The organism is Aquimarina sp. I32.4 (assembly GCF_002924285.1).
Classification (GTDB): Bacteria; Bacteroidota; Bacteroidia; order Flavobacteriales; family Flavobacteriaceae; genus Aquimarina.
Map to the genome: position 1 here is coordinate 1 of NZ_PGUB01000020.1, position 16,934 is coordinate 16,934.

At 31.9% G+C, this 16,934-nt stretch carries 19 protein-coding genes; 15 read left to right on the forward strand and 4 right to left on the reverse strand.

The window, feature by feature from the left end; all coding sequences use genetic code 11:
• Both CVD18_RS06375 and CVD18_RS06380 read right to left on the reverse strand, forming a co-directional pair.
• Nucleotides 1-211: hypothetical protein (locus CVD18_RS06375; protein ID WP_199185047.1), on the reverse strand; the 211-nt coding region annotated here is incomplete at its 3' end.
• Between the two features lie 41 nt (nucleotides 212-252).
• The gene (locus CVD18_RS06380; RefSeq protein ID WP_103863630.1) at nucleotides 253-465 is read right to left on the reverse strand and encodes a hypothetical protein; all 213 of its coding nucleotides are present in this window, start codon (nucleotides 463-465) and stop codon (nucleotides 253-255) included.
• 283 nt (nucleotides 466-748) lie between these two features.
• Between CVD18_RS06380 and CVD18_RS06390 the strand changes: the two genes are divergently transcribed.
• The 15 genes from CVD18_RS06390 (at nucleotide 749) to CVD18_RS06460 (ending at nucleotide 15,141) form a co-directional block, all read left to right on the forward strand.
• Nucleotides 749-1,453: a hypothetical protein gene (locus tag CVD18_RS06390; RefSeq protein WP_146052720.1), complete on the forward strand. Its 705-nt coding sequence runs from the start codon at nucleotides 749-751 to the stop codon at nucleotides 1,451-1,453.
• 117 nt (nucleotides 1,454-1,570) lie between these two features.
• Nucleotides 1,571-2,095 carry a hypothetical protein gene (locus CVD18_RS06395; RefSeq protein WP_233194490.1) on the forward strand — a complete coding sequence of 175 codons (525 nt, stop codon included), beginning with the start codon at nucleotides 1,571-1,573 and terminating at the stop codon, nucleotides 2,093-2,095.
• 1 nt (nucleotide 2,096) lies between these two features.
• Nucleotides 2,097-2,969 carry a 4-hydroxy-tetrahydrodipicolinate synthase gene (dapA, locus tag CVD18_RS06400; RefSeq protein ID WP_103864617.1) on the forward strand — a complete coding sequence of 291 codons (873 nt, stop codon included), beginning with the start codon at nucleotides 2,097-2,099 and terminating at the stop codon, nucleotides 2,967-2,969.
• A gap of 18 nt (nucleotides 2,970-2,987) precedes the next feature.
• Nucleotides 2,988-3,914, forward strand: a complete 927-nt coding sequence (locus CVD18_RS06405; protein WP_103864618.1) for an ion channel — start codon at nucleotides 2,988-2,990, stop codon at nucleotides 3,912-3,914.
• 234 nt (nucleotides 3,915-4,148) lie between these two features.
• Nucleotides 4,149-4,943 carry an outer membrane protein assembly factor BamD gene (locus CVD18_RS06410; protein ID WP_103864619.1) on the forward strand — a complete coding sequence of 265 codons (795 nt, stop codon included), beginning with the start codon at nucleotides 4,149-4,151 and terminating at the stop codon, nucleotides 4,941-4,943.
• Between the two features lie 13 nt (nucleotides 4,944-4,956).
• Entirely contained in the window at nucleotides 4,957-5,289 is a 333-nt protein-coding gene (locus tag CVD18_RS06415) for a DNA-directed RNA polymerase subunit omega (protein ID WP_101449737.1), read from the forward strand.
• Between the two features lie 4 nt (nucleotides 5,290-5,293).
• Nucleotides 5,294-6,502 (forward strand): bifunctional phosphopantothenoylcysteine decarboxylase/phosphopantothenate--cysteine ligase CoaBC, encoded by a 1,209-nt coding sequence (gene coaBC / locus CVD18_RS06420; protein WP_103864620.1) that lies wholly within the window; start codon nucleotides 5,294-5,296, stop codon nucleotides 6,500-6,502.
• A complete protein-coding gene (locus CVD18_RS06425; protein ID WP_103864621.1) occupies nucleotides 6,499-7,383 on the forward strand; it encodes a DUF4835 family protein in 885 nt (294 codons plus the stop codon). Before coaBC ends, CVD18_RS06425 begins: the two co-directional genes overlap by 4 nt.
• Before the next feature lie 162 nt (nucleotides 7,384-7,545).
• Nucleotides 7,546-9,204 carry a DNA repair protein RecN gene (gene recN, locus CVD18_RS06430; RefSeq protein ID WP_103864622.1) on the forward strand — a complete coding sequence of 553 codons (1,659 nt, stop codon included), beginning with the start codon at nucleotides 7,546-7,548 and terminating at the stop codon, nucleotides 9,202-9,204.
• A 101-nt stretch (nucleotides 9,205-9,305) separates the two neighbouring features.
• Nucleotides 9,306-10,124: an enoyl-ACP reductase gene (locus tag CVD18_RS06435; RefSeq protein ID WP_103864623.1), complete on the forward strand. Its 819-nt coding sequence runs from the start codon at nucleotides 9,306-9,308 to the stop codon at nucleotides 10,122-10,124.
• Between the two features lie 89 nt (nucleotides 10,125-10,213).
• Nucleotides 10,214-11,218, forward strand: coding sequence for a glycosyltransferase family 2 protein (locus tag CVD18_RS06440; protein ID WP_103864624.1), 1,005 nt, complete (start codon nucleotides 10,214-10,216; stop codon nucleotides 11,216-11,218).
• 5 nt (nucleotides 11,219-11,223) lie between these two features.
• On the forward strand, nucleotides 11,224-12,183 hold the full coding sequence (locus CVD18_RS06445) for a CdaR family protein (protein ID WP_103864625.1): 960 nt from the start codon (nucleotides 11,224-11,226) through the stop codon (nucleotides 12,181-12,183).
• 9 nt (nucleotides 12,184-12,192) lie between these two features.
• Nucleotides 12,193-12,807: a dephospho-CoA kinase gene (gene coaE, locus CVD18_RS06450; RefSeq protein WP_103864626.1), complete on the forward strand. Its 615-nt coding sequence runs from the start codon at nucleotides 12,193-12,195 to the stop codon at nucleotides 12,805-12,807.
• Between the two features lie 51 nt (nucleotides 12,808-12,858).
• Entirely contained in the window at nucleotides 12,859-14,424 is a 1,566-nt protein-coding gene (locus CVD18_RS06455; RefSeq protein ID WP_103864627.1) for a sensor histidine kinase KdpD, read from the forward strand.
• Nucleotides 14,425-14,427: 3 nt separating this feature from the next.
• The gene (locus CVD18_RS06460; RefSeq protein WP_103864628.1) at nucleotides 14,428-15,141 is read left to right on the forward strand and encodes a response regulator transcription factor; all 714 of its coding nucleotides are present in this window, start codon (nucleotides 14,428-14,430) and stop codon (nucleotides 15,139-15,141) included.
• 46 nt (nucleotides 15,142-15,187) lie between these two features.
• On the opposite strand, the gene miaA is transcribed toward CVD18_RS06460, so the two are convergent.
• Entirely contained in the window at nucleotides 15,188-16,093 is a 906-nt protein-coding gene (miaA, locus tag CVD18_RS06465) for a tRNA (adenosine(37)-N6)-dimethylallyltransferase MiaA (RefSeq protein ID WP_103864629.1), read from the reverse strand.
• Nucleotides 16,086-16,925 carry an ion transporter gene (locus CVD18_RS06470; protein WP_103864630.1) on the reverse strand — a complete coding sequence of 280 codons (840 nt, stop codon included), beginning with the start codon at nucleotides 16,923-16,925 and terminating at the stop codon, nucleotides 16,086-16,088. Before CVD18_RS06470 ends, miaA begins: the two co-directional genes overlap by 8 nt.
• Between the last annotated feature and the right edge of the window lie 9 nt (nucleotides 16,926-16,934).

The following is a 16,934-nucleotide window of genomic DNA, read 5'->3' on the forward strand; positions in this document are numbered from 1 at the left end:
TACCTGATTCATATTCTTTATAAACCAGATTTTTGATAACCGCATTATCAGCATCTTCAATCCATTGTCCATATTTGTGGCAAACACGCTCTATTTGCTTGGCATTGACCCCTGCACCTGTCAAATTATTGATCACATCTTCTGCTTCACTAAATACCAAATACTGACCCATATAGCACATGGTTTCTTGAGCCAAACTACTAATACCCATAAAACCTGGGGATTGAGCAATAACATGAGACTTGCAGGATTCTATCTTTCCAAATCTGGTTTGTAGTTTTTTTTTAAGTTCTTGCTCTTGGGAACACGACCAACAGATAATTGTAAAACTTCTTGCTCAACATTTGACATCATTGCAGCGTACGTAGATTCGTATTGATATCCATTCTCCATACGAGAAGGATCAGATAACCATTGTTCAAAATGTTTGTCGAAGATTAACGAGGCTTGAGTCTTTATATCCATTAAATATGTTTCTAATAAAAGTACTAAATTTTAACAAAAAGGGAAATTTGTCGTACACCCGTTTTATTTAGAATCAAATGAGTTAAAAATATTTATTATGATATGTAGCCCTTTTGGATTTATTTTTCTGGTAAAATACATGATAGCTAAGACATTAGTCTTGAAAGCAGAAGAATTTGAAGGTTTTTGATTTTGATAGAATAGAGTTGTTTTTGATAATTGTTCTTTTTTTACGTTATAAATTAGTATTTTGTATACTATTTTATAATTCATTGCGATTTCTTTGAGAAAAACAGACGTCACATACTCCTTTTTTCATTTTGCTTGTTTGGTAGTTGTATCAATAGCTATTTTTTTTAATAAATGGCTGTTGGTCTATGTAAAGCCAGTTGTGCCAATAGCATTAATAGTGTTGTACCTAAGGTTTGTTAAGAAGCCAGATTTTTTATTTCCCTTAAGCATGGGAGTAATTACAGCGATTAATGTTTTTATTTACTTAGATTTTGAAAAACACTACACTTTTATTGCCATATTGACTGCAATATTTTATGTGCTATGCGTGTTATTGCTTAAGAAATTTATAACTAAACGAGATATAAAACTGAGACTGTTGCTAACACCACAAGTATTACTAAGTATAATGCTAATAGGATATCTTATTTATTCTTTGATTGAATTAGTGTTTCCGAAAATTATTAATTCTCTAGAAGAAGTCACTCTTGTAACAATAGCTCTTCTTCTTTTTGTTACAGTTTGTTTTTTTATTTATTCAGCAAATCGATTCGAGAAATCAATTTACCTTTTTATAGCAGCTTGTTGTACTTTGTTTGTAGATGGTCTTTTGACTATCAATGAATTGTATTACTATAACAAGGTGTTTACAGTTCTTATTAATATAACAGAAGTCATAGGGCTTTATTTTTTAACTATATTTTTTATAGAAACAAAACTGTTAGATGAAAAATATGTAGATGAAGAATATTTTTAAATTTAACAAAAAATACTATGTTGTTTAATTATGTGATTTTTCTTTTTTTCTTAAAGTATACGAGATGATTTTAATTTGTAAAATAGCTACATTTGTGGTCTATCAATTTTTTAGTAAATGATTTTAAAAGGCCTTAAAAGGAATGCAATAAAAAAAGGTGTAGAAACGTATCTGAGTAAGAGAGACGGAAAATCTCAAAGCATTTCTAATCTTAAGACACTTGCAGTTCTTATCGATGCATCCCAGTCAATTAATGTTGTTTCATTATTGAAACTAGCTAATGAGTTAGGGGTGAAATCTGATAAATTAAAGATAGTAGGGTATAAAGAAGATTTGAAAGAAATTGAAGATGATAAAGATACGACGTATTACAATGATAAAAGCTTTGGAGTTACTGGTGCTGTAAAAAGAAAGTCTTTGCAAAATTTCATAAATGAAGATTATGACGTGTTGATTAATTTTTATGAGAAAGATGCAATAGAATTAAACTATGTAGCGGCAGCATCCAAGGCAAAATTCAAAGTAGGTTTTGCAGCAGTAGATAATCGTATTAATGATTTGATTATTGGAGCAACTACAAATGATACCAACCTCTTTATCTCAGAACTAAAAAAATATTTAAAAATTTTACAGATTATATAGTATGAGTGATTTTTTAAGAGGTACAGGTGTAGCATTAGCTACCCCTTTTAATAAAGATGGTTCAATAGATTATGAAGGAGTGACGTCATTAGTTAATTTCTGTATAGAAGGTAGTGTAGAATACCTTGTTGTATTAGGAACCACAGGAGAATCGGTTACGCTCTCCAAAGAAGAAAAAAAGAAATTAATAGGACATATTGTTGCGGTAAATAACAAACGACTTCCTTTGGTTCTTGGGGTAGGAGGTAATAATACATCAGTAGTGTTAGAAGAGGTTAAAGAAGTGAATTCAGATGATTTTGATGCAATTCTTTCTGTAGTACCTATGTATAATAAACCTAGCCAAGAAGGAGTATATGAGCATTATAAAGCTATAAGTAAAGTGTCTAGGTTGCCAATTATACTCTATAATGTACCATCAAGAACAGGCGCTAATATGACGGCAGAAACTACTTTACGTCTAGCGCAACTGGATAATGTAGTAGGTGTAAAAGAAGCAGTGGGTGACTTTACGCAAGTTCTTAAGATTATTAAAGATAAGCCTGTAGATTTTAAAGTAATTTCAGGAGATGATGCCTTGGCATTACCTGCGGTGACTGCTGGAGGAGATGGAGTTATAAGTGTAATAGGGCAAGGATTTCCTGTTGAGTTTTCAGAAATGATACGACTAGGATTATCAGGAGATATAAAAAAAGCATACAGTATATTGTATAAGCTTATGCCTGTTTTGGATTATGCATTTGAAGAAGGGAACCCAGCAGGGATTAAAAGCATATTAAAAGTAAGAGGAATATGTGATGATCACCTTCGTTTGCCTTTGATTCCAGTTTCTTCTGCTCTAGCAGAAAAAATTAAAGCATATATTGCGCAGTAGTATTTTTCTTAAAAAATAATGGCAAAAAAGATAAAAGATCCAGGAGTAGGTAAATCCTCAAATCAATATGCAAAACGATTTATCAACCCAGATGGATCTTTTAATATTAAACACGTTAATAGATCCGTTTCATTATCTGAAAGTTACAACTATTTGATTAGCATTAGTTGGACTCGTTTTTTTCTATGGGTAATATTGGGATATACCTTGATTAATGTGTTTTTTGCAATTATTTATACATTTTTAGGTATATCTCAGATAACCGAGCCTACGGGAGATATTTTTAAAGATTTTTTGAATGCATTTTTTTTCTCGGCGCAAACAATTACTACAGTAGGGTATGGGGTAATGGCTCCAAAAGGACTTCTCTTTGGTGTTATATCTTCCTTTGAAGCGCTTATAGGGTTGTTGAGTTTTTCATTTATCACAGGGTTGTTATATGGTAGGTTTTCTCGACCAAGAGCAAATATTAGATTTAGTAGTACGATGGTTTTGCGAGGACATAATGAGAATGATTGTATTATGTTTAGATTAATGAGTAGAAATACTAACGTAATGATTCGTCCACATATAGAAGCGACACTTATTTTATCTCAAAAGAACCAAGAAAAAAAGTATGTTAATAATTTTTATAACCTCAAGTTAGAACGAAACTCAATTACATACCTGCCAACAACATGGACAGTAGTACATCCAATTAATGAATCAAGCCCTTTAAGAGATTTTAATAGAGAAGAGTTGAAAAAAATAAATGGTGAGGTATTGATATTGGTAAGTTATTATGATGAATCTTTTGCACAAGAAGTACACCAAGTACATTCTTATGTTTTAAAAAACCTAGAACATGATCAAAGATTTATTCCTGCATTTTATTATGATGATGAAGGTTATACGATTCTTGATCATGAAAACCTTGATAAAACATACTCAGATAAAACGACTTAAGTTTTTGTAGGTCGTTTTTTGTGTTGTGAATATTGATGGGTTTTGCAACAACTGCTTAATTATATAGTTATTGAAATGAGCTAAAATTGTTAATGCAATAGACGCTTATTATGTTTATTAATAAAATTTATCGATCGATTTTGTGGCAGTAATATGTTATGGCAAGTGAATAGATGAATTAAAGTTTTTGTAATACGGCAGAAATACATACTTTTGCCAGATGTTTTTTAAGATATGAAGAAATTACTGTATTTACTTATTTTTGTATTGTTTTTAGGGTCTTGTGGTGAATACCAAAAAGTATTTAGAGGAGAAGATTTACCAGCTAAATATAAGGTTGCAGAAGAGTTGTATAAAGAAGGTAAGTACAAAAAAGCTTTGAGACTTTTTGAGCAGATAGTGCCACAGTTTAGAGGAAAGCCTCAAGCAGAAAGAATTATGTATTATTATGCTGATACATATTATCAATTAGAAGACTTTTATTTATCTGGCTACCAGTTTGAAAGATTTGCAAAATCTTACCCGAAAAGTCAGAAAAAGGAAGATGCAGCTTTCAAAGGGGCAAAAAGCTATTCTCATTTATCACTACGATATAGTTTGGATCAAGAAGATACAGATACTGCAATAGAAAAATTACAAGCTTTTATCAATGAATATCCTGAAAGTGAAAAACTCAAGGAAGCCAATGATTTGGTAGCAAAGCTTAGAGATAAAAAGGAGAAGAAAGCTTACAAGATAGCAAAACAATACCATCATAGAGAAAAGTATAAAGTAGCTATTTATGCATTTGACAACTATTTGGGAGATCATCCAGGTTCATCTTATAGAGAAAAAGTATTGTATTATAAGCTAGAATCAGAATATCTTTTGGCAATAGGAAGTTACCAAGTTTTGGTAGAAGAACGTTTGAAAACTGCTCAAGGATATTATAATAACTATAAGAAGTATTATAAAACTGAAGGAGAATATCTGGAAAAAGCAGATAAAATAGGAGAAGATATAAAAAATAGATTAGAACAATTTAAATAAAATATAGTAGAAGATGGATTTGAAAAAAAGTAATGCGCCGGTAAATACAACGACAATTGATAAAAATCGAATTGATCAGCCAACAGATAATATTTATGAGGCAATTTCAATAATATCAAAAAGAGCTACTCAGATCAATACAGATATCAAAAAAGAGCTTCTTGAAAAACTTGATGAATTTGCTACTTATAATGATAGTCTAGAAGAAATTTTTGAAAATAAAGAGCAAATAGAAGTTTCTAAGTTTTATGAAAGATTACCAAAACCACATGCATTAGCAGTTCAAGAATGGTTAGAAGGTAAAATATACCATAGAAACACAAAAGTAGACACCGAATCACTATAAGTCGATGTCTATTTTAAGCGGTAAAAAAATTCTAATAGGTGTAACCGCTGGTATTGCTGCGTATAAAACAGCCACTTTGGTGCGTTTATTTATTAAGTCTGGAGCAGAGGTAAAAGTAATTATGACTCCTGCGGCAAAAGACTTTGTCACTCCGCTTACCCTATCCACATTATCCAAAAACCCTGTACATTCTACTTTTTTTGATGAAAAAGATAAAGACGCAGTTTGGAATAACCATGTAGATCTTGGGTTATGGGCGGATTTGATGCTTATAGCACCAGCCACAGCCAATACGATGTCAAAAATGGCAATGGGTACTAGCGATAATTTATTGCTGGCGACCTATTTGTCTGCAAAATGCCCAGTGTATTTTGCTCCAGCCATGGATTTAGATATGTATAATCATCCCTCTACTCATCAAACATTTAGTAAGTTACAAGAATTCGGGGATAATATGATTCCTTCAGAATCAGGTGAACTGGCAAGTGGATTAGTGGGGCAAGGACGTATGGCTGAACCAGAAAATATCATTGAGTTTATAGAAAAAGATATCCTAGAAAAGCTACCATTGCGAGGACAGCAAGTTCTTATTACTGCGGGGCCTACCTATGAAGCGATAGACCCTGTACGGTTTATAGGTAATCATTCTAGTGGTAGAATGGGGATAGAATTGGCTACAGCGGCGGCAAACTTAGGAGCGCAAGTGCATTTAGTTTTAGGGCCTTCTGCGCTAAAAGTTGATCATAGTCAGATACAGGTGGTAAATGTAGTAAGTGCGCAAGAAATGTATGGGGCTGTTGTATCATTGTATGATGATTGTACAATCGCTATTGCATCAGCAGCTGTTGCTGATTATAGACCTAAGAATGTTTCAGATCAAAAAATAAAGAAAAAAGATACTACGTTTTCAATTGAATTGGAGCGAACAAAAGATATCCTTAAATGGATGGGACAAGAGAAAAAAAATCAATTTCTTGTTGGGTTTGCTTTAGAAACTGAAAACGAAGAAGAAAATGCTAAAAATAAGCTCAAAAAAAAGAATCTAGATTTAATAGTTCTTAACTCTCTTAATGATAAAGGTGCTGGTTTTAAAGGGAAAACGAATAAAGTGACTTTGATTAATCATAAATTAGAGATTAAAGCGTTTGACTTAAAAACAAAGTCAGAAGTTGCGCATGACATATTTAATGAAATTAAAACATTAAAAGGATGAATAAATTGTTTCTTGTCATAATACTAGTAATAGGGGTTAATCTTAATGCTCAGGAATTTAACGCAACTGTAGCTGTTAATGCTGAGCAAACAGGAAACCCTAATCTGCAAGTTTTTAAGACTTTGGAGCGATCACTGACAGAATTTGTCAATAACACAAAGTGGACAACTGTAGATTATAGAACAGAAGAGCGGATTAACTGTAGTTTTTTTATTACTATAAGTAGTTATGATAATGATAATTTTTCTGCGACTTTACAAGTACAGGCGTCACGACCTGTGTATGAATCTAGCTATAGTACAACTATTTTTAATATAAAAGACAAACAGTTTAATTTTAATTATTTAGAGTTTCAACCGTTGAATTATAATCCTAATAGTTACGAGTCTAATTTGATTTCTGTCGTGGCATTTTATTTATACACTATTTTAGGAATAGATGCAGATACTTTTGAATTAAATAGTGGTACACCATATTATCAAGAAGCTAAAAATATAGTTGGTAATGCTCAAAGTAGTAATACAGCTGGTTGGGCTAGAGAACAGAACCCTAATAGATTTAGGCTTAATGATGATTTATTGTCTGGCACTTATGAAGGGTATAGAGAGGCTATGTATACATATCATAGAGATGGATTAGATGTTATGCATAATAATATTAAGCAAGGAAAAGAGACAATTGCCGAAGCAATGAAATCTTTAGAAGGGATGCATGATGCTAGACCAAATTCGTATATAATGAGAGTCTTTTTTGATGCCAAAGCAGACGAAATTTCAAATGTTTTTTCAGGGGGCCCTTCTGTTAATATTGCAGAAACAATTCAAATACTTAATAGGGTAGCGCCTACATATTCAAAAAGCTGGGAGAATATAAAGTTTTGATAAAGAATGTTTAATGTATTGTGCTTTATCAAAATAAATAATATTGTCATGTAATACATCATGAATTATGATCTATTTAAAAAAAAATAGAAATGAACTGATGTAATCTTTTTAAAACTATAGTATCTTTACTTTTTTATAACAATAAAATTTCACTATCCTTTGTTAAGAGGTCTTTCTATAAAAAACTTCGCATTAATAGAGCAACTACAAGTATCTTTTGATGCCGATTTAATAACGATAACTGGAGAAACAGGAGCGGGTAAATCGTTGCTACTTGGAGCTCTAGGATTGCTATTAGGGAAAAGAGCAGATTTGAGTAGTATCAAAGATAGCTCTCAAAAATGTGTGATAGAAGGAATTTTCGACGTCAAAAAATACAACCTTATTTCTTTTTTTGAAGAAGAGGCGTTAGATTATGAAGACCAAACGATAATCAGGCGAGAAATTTTACCATCTGGTAAGTCTAGAGCCTTTATAAATGATACCCCTGTTACATTAAGTTCTCTAGCTTCTCTGGGAGTTCGTTTGATAGATATTCATAGTCAGCATCAAACATTGGAGATTACTACCAATGATTTTCAGTTTGAAGTATTGGATGCTTTGGCCAGTGCAGATCGACAAATTCAATCTTATAAAAGAGGGCTTGGTTTATTGAAAGAAAAGAAAAAAGAGGTAAGCACGCTTATTGAAAATCAAGAAAAGTTCAATAAAGAATATGATTACAATTCTTTTTTGTTACAAGAATTAGAAGAAGCAAAGCTTAAACCAAGAGAGATAAAAGAGCTCGAAGAGCAGTATGAGAAACTTAATAATATAGAAGAGATACAAGAACGTTTGTCTGGATCAGTTGCTATTGTTTCTTCAGAAGAAATAGGTGTAGCAGATCAATTAAATACTGTAAAAAACAATCTTTCTAAAATAGAATCATATTCAGGTTCTTTGCAAGAGCTGTCCAAACGTATTCAGAGTATTTATATAGAGTTAGATGATGTAAGTAATACGCTCTTAGACGAATTAGAAAAATTGGAAGCTGATCCTGAGAGATTAGAACAAATTAGTCAACGATTACAATTATTACACAATCTTCAAACAAAACATAATGTTTCTAGTATAGAAGAGTTGGTTCTAATAACAGATTCTTTGCGAGAAAAAGTTTCTGCAACAGAATCTTTGAGTGAGGATATAGAACGATTAAATAAAGAAATATCTATCACTGAATCTCAATTGGATGAAGTTGCAAAAACGATTCATAAAAAAAGAAATAAAGCACTCCCGCAATTAATCAAGGAGTTAGAGGTTATCCTTAAAGCGTTGGGAATGCCTAATGCTTCGTTTCAGGCTTCATTGGAGTTGCAAGAAAAATATTTAGTCAACGGAAAAGAGGTGTTGACCTTTTTGTTTTCTGCAAATAAAGGAGGAACATATGGGCAACTTAAAAAAGTAGCCTCTGGTGGTGAATTATCTAGAATTATGATTGCTGTAAAATCTGTTCTTTCTAGATATACCCATTTGCCAACTATTATTTTTGATGAAATAGATACAGGAGTTTCTGGAGAGGTAGCTCATAAAATGGCAGACCTTATGATGAGTATGAGTAAGAACTTACAAGTTTTTAGTATTACACATTTGCCACAGATAGCTGCCAATGGCCAAAATCATTATAAGGTTTATAAAGAGGATGTCAAAAATACGACTATTACTCGCCTAAAATTGTTAGATGAAAAAGAGCGAGTGAAAGAAATTGCCGAAATGATAGGAGGAAAAAATATTTCTGATTCGGCAATAACTCATGCAAAGTCTTTACTAGGTTCAAGATAAGGTCATTAAGTATGTTAAACTAAAACCTATTTAGATTAGTTATGATTTGCCTGTTTTATTATCTTTACCGCTCGTATAACCATACTTTAATTTATAATTAAATGTCACATAATTTATTAAAAGGTAAAAGAGGAATTATTTTTGGGGCGCTTGATGAAAATTCCATCGCCTGGAAAACTGCAGAACGTGTTTTTGAAGAAGGTGGAAGTTTTGTTCTTACCAATGCACCCGTTGCAATGCGTATGGGAGCTATAAATACCCTTGCAGAAAAGACTAATGCTCAGGTTATACCAGCTGATGCAACTTCATTAGAAGATCTGGATAATCTTGTAGAAAAAGCAATGGAGATTTTGGGAGGCAAAATTGATTTTGTTTTACATTCTATAGGAATGTCTGTAAATGTAAGAAAGGGACGTCATTATACAGATCTTAATTATGACTGGAGCCAAAAAGGTTGGGATGTATCTGCACTGTCTTTTCATAAAACAATGCAAACTTTATACAAGAAAAAAGCAATGAATGATTGGGGAAGTATAGTTGCGTTAACTTATATGGCGGCACAACGAGTATTTCCTGATTATAATGATATGGCTGATAATAAAGCTTATTTAGAATCTATAGCGCGTAGTTTTGGGTATTTCTTTGGTAGAGATAATAAGGTGCGTGTCAATACAATTTCTCAATCTCCAACACCTACTACGGCAGGAAAAGGAGTAAAAGGATTTGATGGATTTATTGAGTATGCAGATAAGATGTCACCATTAGGTAATGCATCGGCAGACGAATGTGCTGATTATACAATCACACTGTTTTCTGACTTAACCAAAAAAGTAACACTTCAGAATTTGTATCATGATGGTGGTTTTTCTAATATGGGAGTAAGCCAACTTGTGATGGATAAATTTGTTGACGAAGAATAATAACTTCACAAAAATAAATAGTATATCATAAAAAATCCCATTCTTTATAAATTATGGGATTTTTTATATATACCGATTGCCTATAAGATATGGAAATAAGCTTCTCTTTTATTGTACCTGTCTACAACAGACCTAATGAAATCAAAGAACTGTTAGAGAGTATGACAGTTATGGATTATTCTAAGCCATATGAGATTGTAATTATAGAAGATGGATCATCTGAAACCTCAGAAGATGTAATAAGTACTTTTGTCGATAAACTATCCATAAGTTATTATCAAAAACCAAATACGGGCCCTGGTGATTCTCGTAATTATGGTATGCGAAAAGCAAAAGGGAACTATTTTATTATCCTAGATAGTGATGTTGTGTTGCCAAAGGAGTATCTCTCTAAAGCAGAAAGTTTTTTATCTAAAACCTTTGTACATTGCTACGGAGGGCCAGATGATGCTCATAAGAGCTTCTCAAATCTTCAAAAAGCAATAAGTTACAGTATGACTTCTTATTTGACTACAGGAGGAATTAGAGGTCGAAAAAAGACGGTGGGTAAATTTCAGCCTCGTAGTTTTAATATGGGGTTATCAAAAGAAGCTTTTCAAGCATCAGGAGGGTTTGGTGATATTCACCCTGGAGAAGATCCTGATCTTACCATAAGGCTATGGAAACTAGGGTATGATACTGCATTAATACCTGACGCAAAAGTGTTTCATAAGAGAAGAATTTCTTGGCATAAATTTTATATTCAAGTAAATAAATTTGGTTTAGTAAGGCCAATTTTGAATCAATGGCATCCAGAAACAGCAAAGATGACCTATTGGTTTCCTACATTATTTGTTGGGTATACTCTTTTGTCATTTATATCATTATTTTTTGGGTGGTGGTATTTTATGGCTTTTCTGATTGTGTATCTAGGGGTTATTTTTCTTGGAGCCACAGTTCAATATAAAAATATCTCCATCGGTTTGCAGTCAATTTTGGCGGTGATGATACAATTTTATGGGTATGGCAAAGGTTTCTTGAAATCTTATTATTATATTCATTTATTGAAAAAAACACCCGAAAAACAATTTAAAAAATTGTTCTTTTCAAAGTAATTCATATGTCAGCTAGAAAAAATAATAAATTTTCTTTAAAAAGAAGTAGTGTAAAAACCTTTTTGTTTTTTCTAATATTTACTTCTCTATTGTGGTTGTTTATACAGTTTTCTAAAAACTATACTCAAGAGGTAGAAGTAGTAATACAGTATACTAATATACCTAAAGATAAAATCTTTAATGATAGAAGTGATCAAAAATTAAGAATGATACTTAATGGGAATGGTTTTAGATTGATGAATCATAACTGGAGTAAGCCTACTTTAGAATTTGATGTCAAAAAAGCTATTGTTCAAGAAGAAGATCAGTATTTATTTTATGTTGATAAGGAGTCTTCTCTTTTAAAGAGAAAATTAGATTTTAAAGGAAGAATTTTATCAGTCCAAAAAGATACTTTACGATTAAAAGTAGATCACAACCTTACAAAAAAAATCCCTGTAAAAGTAGATCGGGATATTGAATATGCCGTAGGGTATGGTAGTGGTAAAGGGTTAGAGGTTGCTCCTGATTCAGTACAAATAAATGGCCCTTCGCAAATTATCGATACTATACGATATATTCCAACAGAAGATTTAAAACTAGAAGGATTAAATGTTGACTATTCGTCAGAATTAAAGGTGAGTCTAGAAGAGTTACCAAAAACAATTACAGTTGTTCCCTCACAAGTAAAGGCATCTATATTGGTTAGTAAGTTTACAGAAGGTAGTCAGAAAATTCCAATAACATTGAATAATGTACCAGAAGGAGTAGAAATTAAGATTTTTCCAAAAGAAATTTCAGTAGTCTATAGGGTTGGTTTAGATAAATATAATGAAGTAAGTCCTCGAGATTTTATGATTGTTGCTGACTATGCAAAAGCATCTGAAGAGAGCTTGTATCTTACCCTAGAGTTAATCAATAAACCAGCGTATATTCATGATGAGAGGTTACAGGTGAAACAAATTCAATTTGTGGTTCTAAAGTAAAAGAAGAGTATGATGATAGTAGGATTAACAGGAGGTATTGGTAGCGGTAAATCAACTGTAGCAAATATATTTAAAGAATTAGGGGTTGCTGTGTATATAGCTGATGATGAAGCAAAAAAAATAATGAATACAGATAGAGGTGTAAAAGATAAGGTCATGTTTTTATTAGGAGATGAAGCCTATGTGAATAATGAATTAAATAGGCCGTATATAGCCAATATCGTTTTTAATAATGTAGCAAAACTGAAACAATTAAATGAGATTGTTCATCCTGCAGTTGCAAATCATTTTGATAGTTGGAAAAACAAACAAAGTGGAAATTATGTGATAAAAGAAGCGGCTATACTTTTTGAAAACAAGGGATATGAACAATGTGATTATACCATTTTGGTTTCTGCACCAGAAGAAATAAGAATCCAAAGAGTACTAAAAAGAGATAAGGGTAGTTCTATAAATGATATAAAATCAAGAATGAATAATCAATGGAGTGATGAAAAGAAAATACCTATGGCAGATTTTGTGATAAATAATGAGTATTTAGAAAAGACCAAAGATCAAGTGTGTGAAATTCATAAAAAAATATCTTCTCGAGAGCCTTATAATTCGAATCTTTCATTTTGTTAACATTTGGTTAAACCCTAAAGTAGCTAAATGTTAAAGTCTTACTTTTGATATATGAATAAAAGGTTATTCGTGTTGCTGATAGTTCTTATGAGTTTGTCGTTAATCGGAATTATTTTTGTTCAGGGATACTGGATAAATAATACGGTAGAAAACAATGAAGAACAGTTTTCTTTTAATGCTAAGCAAATACTGACATCTGTATCCAATAGGATTCAGTATAGAGAGTTTGAGGAAATGTTTTTCCCCTTACGAGAAATTTTGGATAGCATTGATGAGCCTGATAATAAAACGATACGTCAACTCTTGGATATTAGTGTTGATAACACGACAAAATCATTTGCGAGAGCAAATGATATTTTAGAAGAAGATCATAAATTATTTTCATCTTTTATTAATTTAGATATAGATACAGTACGATTGAAGAATATTTTAAATCGTAATACTGATTCTGCAGAAAGAAGTAATCAAAATGATTTGATGAAGCAGAATTCTAAGTCTAAGTTAGAAAGAATACAAGGTTTGACAGATCTAGAGCGGGTAGATTATGAGGTAGTTATAGGAGAAATAGCAAGTTTTATACCAATTCACAGAAGGGTTCAGGAACGTGAAGTAGAGTATCTGTTGAAAAAAGAGCTGGAAGAGAGAGAGATAAAAGTAGACTTTGAATACGCAATATATAGTAATGCACTTGCAACCAAAGTACGTTCTGATGATTTTAGTTTGGATTATCCAACAACATATGCAATACCACTTTTTGTAAATGAAGAAGGTGTAAGTGAGTATCAGTTATATGTTAACTTTACTGGAAAAAAACAGTATGTTCTTTCCTCTATAAAAGGGATGGCTATATTATCAATACTGTTTACACTAATTATAGTGGTAGCATATTCCAGTGCTTTGTCACAATTAATGCAACAACGACAGATATCTCAAATTAAAACAGATTTTATTAATAACATGACACATGAACTCAAAACACCTATTGCTACCATTAATTTGGCTTTGGATGCTATAAAAAATCCAAAGATTGCAGGTGATTCAGAGAAGATACATCGGTATATGAGAATGATAAGAGAAGAAAATAAAAGAATGCATGCGCAAGTTGAAAATGTATTAAGGATATCTCAATTAGAAAAAAATGAACTTAACATTAAAAAAGAAAAACAAGAGCTTCATGATGTTATAGAAGATGCTATTACACATGTGTCTTTGATTGTAGAGAATAGAGAAGGTTATATCAAAATGCATTTTGGAGCACTTAAGACCACAATATTGGCTAATGATAGTCATTTGACCAATGTAATTGTAAATATCTTAGATAACGCAATAAAGTATTCTGAAGATGAACCTAAAATTGATGTGTATACAGAAAATGTAAAAAATAGTATAGTTCTCAAAATTAGAGATCAAGGAATTGGTATGAGTAAAGTTGCGCAAAAAAAGATTTTTGAAAAGTTTTTTAGAGAGCATACAGGCGACTTGCATAATGTAAAAGGACATGGGTTGGGGCTAACTTATGTAAAAAGAATTATTGATGACCATCATGGTCAAATTTGGGTGGAGAGCGAAAGGGGAAAAGGCTCCACATTTATAATTAAATTACCGTTAATATCTTAAAATATGGAAACAGAAAACAAAAAGATTCTGCTTGTAGAAGATGATCCAAACTTTGGAACAGTGTTGAAAGATTATCTTGTTATGAATGATTATGATGTTGTACATGCTAAAAATGGTATGGAAGGCTTCGAAAAATTCAAAAAAGATGATTATGATATGTGTATATTGGATGTAATGATGCCTTATAAGGATGGATTTACATTAGCAAAAGAAATAAGAGAAAAAAATGAAGAAATACCTATCATCTTTTTGACTGCAAAAGCAATGAAAGAAGATGTACTAAAAGGGTATAAGGTAGGGGCAGATGATTATCTTAATAAACCTTTTGATAGTGAGGTATTATTGATGAAGATACAGGCTATTATGCAGCGTAAAAGCACAGAGTCTGTTGCAGATAGTAAACAATTTGAATTTAAAATTGGTGGATTCCACCTTAATTCAAAACTTCGCTTTTTAACGTTTAAAGAAGAAGACCCTATTAAGCTTTCTCCAAAAGAGAATGAACTTCTACGTTTATTAGCATTACATCTCAATGATTTGATGCCTAGAGAATTGGCATTAACAAAGATATGGAGAGATGATAACTATTTTACCTCTCGTAGTATGGATGTATATATTGCTAAGCTTAGAAAGTATCTTAAGAAGGATGAAAATGTAGAAATTCTTAATATACATGGAGAAGGGTTTAGGCTTGTTATAAGAAATCTAGATTCTTAGAAATAGTAACGGTAAGACTGATACAAAGAAGTTCACTGTGATTTAATCATAGTGAACTTCTCTCTATATACAAGCTAATTTTTTCAATAGCATCTATATAGTCAAACCATTTGGTTTCGGTATCTTTTTTGAACCAAGTGAGTTGTCTTTTGGCAAAACGTCTGGTGTTTTTTTTGATTTCTGAAATAGCGAAATTTACATCCCATTCCTTATCTAAGTACTTAAAAATTTCTTTGTAGCCAACGGTGTTTAGCGCATTTAAATGCTTATATGGGTAAAGTTCTGTTACCTCATCTAGTAATCCGTTTTCTATCATTATATCAACCCTCTGGTTTATTCTGTCATAAATAATCTCTCTGGTTGCAGTGATTCCTATTTTTATGATATTAAAAGATCTTTTCTTTTTTGGTTTAGAAAGAAAAGAAGAATACGGTTGCCCGCTACCAATGCACACCTCTAGAGCTCTCATTACTCTATGCGTATTTTGTAAATCAACCTTATCATAATATACAGGATCTAACAGTTTGAGTTCTTGTTGTAATGCTTCTATCCCCGAAATATCATATTTTTCTTGAATTTTTTTACGAACCTCTATATCTATTTCAGGAAAATGATCCAACCCTTTGGTTACAGCATCTATGTATAAACCAGAACCACCAATTAGAATAGCGTAATCTTTGGTTTTGAATAGCTCATCGATTTTATTTAAAGCAGCTTTTTCAAAATCTCCAACACTATATTCATCGTGGATACTTATATGTTGAATAAAATGATGCTGTGCTTGTGCTAATTCTTCTGGAGATGGAGCAGCGGTACCAATGTACATTTCTTTATAAAACTGTCTGCTATCTGCTGAAACAATTTCACAATCAAAATGTTGAGCAAGGCGAATACTCAAATTTGTTTTTCCTATACCAGTTGGTCCTGTGATTGCAATCAGGTTTTTATTCATGATCGTTAAATAAGTGTTCTCCGCATTTGTGACAAAACTTAGCACTGTCAGAATGCTCATCCTCATTACAGTTGCTGCATGATTGTGTATTTAGATGTACTTTGTTGATTTGATGTTGAGTGTACTCTGCACTTACAATACCAGTAGGCACTGCGATAATACCATACCCCATGACCATAATAATAGCAGCAATAAATTGGCCTAACGGAGTAATAGGTGCAATGTCTCCATAGCCAACGGTTGTTAATGTAACAATACACCAATAGACACTAATAGGAATGCTTTTGAAACCGCTTTCTTCTCCTTCTACAATATACATTACAGTACCCATGATAATGCATAGAACCAATACAGCAAATAAAAATACGAGTATCTTGGCTCTACTATCTTTGATCGCTTTGGCAAGTCTATTAGATTCACTGATGTAACGAGATATTTTTAAAATCCTAAAAACGCGAAGGAGTCGTAATGCTCTTACTGCAAGAAGTGCACTGGTACCAGTTATAAAAAAAGATAGATATAAAGGAAGTGTAGACAAAAGATCAATTATACCATAAAAACTAAAAACGTATGAAGATGGTTTTTTTATAGAAATAATACGTGCTACATATTCTAAAGTAAAAAATACTGTGATTACCCACTCAGCATAATTTAATAATCTATACGTTTCTAGAGGTAACCCTTTGACGCTCTCTAGCATTACAAAAATGATACTTAATACGATCAAAATAAGCAAAATGACATCAAATAATTTTCCTATACGAGTATCAGCTTCGTAGATGATACTATGTAATTGGTTTTTCCAGGTAATATTGGGTGAATTGTTGTCCAATTTTTTTTT